The sequence below is a fragment of the Streptomyces caeni genome (genome assembly GCF_042678285.1).
GTDB lineage: Bacteria > Actinomycetota > Actinomycetes > Streptomycetales > Streptomycetaceae > Streptomyces > Streptomyces caeni.
The window spans coordinates 1-2,524 of the sequence record NZ_JBHUDX010000063.1 but is presented as its reverse complement, the minus strand read 5'-3'; the positions used below and the strand labels follow the sequence as shown (position 1 = coordinate 2,524).

The 2,524-nt window shown below is 67.4% G+C and carries 3 protein-coding genes; 2 read left to right on the top strand and 1 reads right to left on the bottom strand.

The window, feature by feature from the left end:
• The first annotated feature begins 152 nt into the window (after positions 1-152).
• On the top strand, positions 153-590 hold the full coding sequence (locus ACFSL4_RS22455) for a hypothetical protein (protein WP_381085772.1): 438 nt from the start codon (positions 153-155) through the stop codon (positions 588-590).
• A gap of 115 nt (positions 591-705) precedes the next feature.
• A complete protein-coding gene (locus tag ACFSL4_RS22450; protein WP_381085769.1) occupies positions 706-1,947 on the top strand; it encodes an IS701 family transposase in 1,242 nt (413 codons plus the stop codon).
• Between the two features lie 24 nt (positions 1,948-1,971).
• Here the strand turns inward: ACFSL4_RS22450 and ACFSL4_RS22445 are convergent, their stop codons facing one another.
• Positions 1,972-2,262 carry a hypothetical protein gene (locus ACFSL4_RS22445; protein WP_381085766.1) on the bottom strand — a complete coding sequence of 97 codons (291 nt, stop codon included), beginning with the start codon at positions 2,260-2,262 and terminating at the stop codon, positions 1,972-1,974.
• Between the last annotated feature and the right edge of the window lie 262 nt (positions 2,263-2,524).

The following is a 2,524-nucleotide window of genomic DNA, read 5'->3' as shown; positions in this document are numbered from 1 at the left end:
ACGTTTCCGTATCCGGGTAAGCCGGGTGACCTAGTACTCCAGCTGTAGATCGTGATCTTGGTGCTTGAGCGGAGGCGATCTCGGCTTGGCTGATCGTGTTCGGTGGCTGGCGGCAGGTAGACCCGGGCCTGTTGAGCAGACAGCATGCCCCCGTGAGCATCATCATCAAGTTTTTCGTGGCATCGGACCACGACGCTGCCACTGCCGTCGTGGAAGGCGGTCCCGACGGGGTCTTCGAGTCGCTGACGTGCGGCAACTTCGATGGCGAAGAGGCACTGATCGAGTGGGAGAGCATCTTCACCGGTCGAAGCTTTGAAGAGCTCGTCGCCGCTGATGAGCCTGAAGTTGTTGCTGACCCGGGCGACGGCGAGGGCCCGCTGGTCCTCGCGGCTTCCCGGGATCTCCAGGACGCGCTTACCGGCGTCGATGAGCACCGGCTTGTCGAGGTCAGTCGGCTGTGGGCGCAGGAGCGAGCGGCGGACGGCGAGGTGTTCGACCAAGAGACGGTAACCGGGATCCTGCGCGGTCTGGCTGCCCTGGCGCGGGCCGTCGGCGGCCGGGAAGGCCGTCTGTACTGCTGGGTGGGATAGAGGTGGGGACGGCCACCGTTGATCATCGTGAGTTGTGTGGACAAACGAAGATCAGCCGGTGGCCGTGGGCCACAGCGTAGACCCTGCTCGGTGGCAGTCGGTATTCGATGGCCTCATGGCGCGCGTGGCGGGCCGGTTCGCCCGCGTGGAGCCGCGTCGCCGGGCGCGGGCGTTCGTGCTGGGCTTGCTCGCGGACCTGCCGAGGAAGAACTGCTGGACGATCGCCCAGCACGCCGGTGACGCGAGTCCGGTCGGCATGCAGCACCTGCTCGGCCGCGCGTCCTGGAACGCCGACCAAGTCCGCGACGACATACGGGACTTCGTGGTCGAGCACCTTCGCGATGAGGAGTCTGTCCTGGTCGTCGACGAGACAGGGGATCTGAAGAAGGGCACCGCGACCGTCGGCGTGCAGCGCCAGTACACCGGCACCGCCGGCCGCATCGAGAACTCCCAGGTCGCCGTCTATCTCGTGTACGCCGCCGCCCGCGGACACGCCGCCATCGACCGAGCCCTGTACGTGCCGCGCTCATGGACGGAGGATCCGGACCGCTGCCGGAGCGCGGGTATCCCCAGCGGTCTGGTCTTCGCCACCAAGCCCCAACTCGCGGCCCGCATGGTCGGGCGGGCCCTGGACGCGGGAACACCGGCCCGCTGGGTCGCGGGAGACGAGGTCTACGGCGACAACCCGCACCTGCGGACCGCCCTGGAACACCGCCGGACCGGCTACGTCCTGGCTGTCTCCAGCACCCACCCCGTCATCACGCACGCCGGGAAGTTCCAGGCGAAGACCCTGGCCGCGCGGATCCCGAATCGGGCCTGGCAGCGATTGTCGGCCGGGTCGGGGGCGAAGGGCGAGCGGTACTACGACTGGGCACAGGTCGAGGTTCACGGTCCGGCCGGTCAGCCCGGACAATGGTGCCTGATGGTTCGCCGCAACCGACGCACCGGCGAACTCGCCTTCTACCGCTGCTTTTCACCCCGCCCGGTGCCGCTGTCCGAGCTGGTGCGGGTCGCCGGGCGGCGCTGGACGGTCGAGGAGACGTTCCAGGCCAGCAAGGGCCTGACCGGCCTGGACGAGCACCAGGTCCGCCGCTGGACCTCGTGGCACCGCTGGGTCACCCTCGCGATGCTCGCTCACGCCTTCCTTGCCGTCACTGCCGCCGCCGAACGCCGCGACCGACCCGCCCCGAACGACTTGATCCCCTTGACCGGCAACGAGATCCAGCACCTGTTCGCGGCCCTGATCAGCCCGGTCCACGACCTCGCACACCGCCTGCGCTGGTCACACTGGCGACGCCAGCACCAAGCCCGCGCACGCCTGTGCCATTACCGAAGGCAAGCCGCCGACCTGCCGTGAAGATCAAGATCTACGCCTGGAGTGCTACTGGCTCGTCAGACCATCGCGCCATCGTCGAGCGGCTTCAGGCCGGTCCTCACGCGCGTGAGGAGCCGTCTCGATGAGATGCAGGAGGACCCAGGCCACGCCGAAGCATTCGTCGTCGCCGAAGCAGTCCGCCAAGGCATGGGCCTCCTCATCGGTCACGGGTCGCTCAATGAGATCCAGAAGAGCTCCCGCGTGTTCGACGGCCTCCTCAAGAGCCTCGTCAGGCTCGCCGTCCTCGGACGGGAGTTTGCCCAGGGCGGTGAAGTCGGCAACCTCCGGACGGATCACGACACATCCTTCCTGCCATTGGGGTGAAGCCACCGTGGCGGCCTCACCGCAGGCTATCGGGACGGGAGACCTTCTCATCCGTGATCACGATCTACGGCTGGAGTACTAGGAACATTCCTCCAAGTTCCTCCCTATTGAGTAGGGGATACGACGAAGCGCCTCACGGCGCACCAGGTACGTGATGTCGCCGACGAGTTTCGTGCCGGGCTTGTCGGCGGTGAAGTCGCGGCCGATCAGGTCCGGGGCCGGGGCGGCCTTGGTG

Bases quoted from the DNA above. Each gene is read 5' to 3' on its own strand.
- ACFSL4_RS22450 (WP_381085769.1), top strand. From the start codon at position 706: ATGGCGCGCGTGGCGGGCCGGTTCGCCCGCGTGGAGCCGCGTCGCCGG.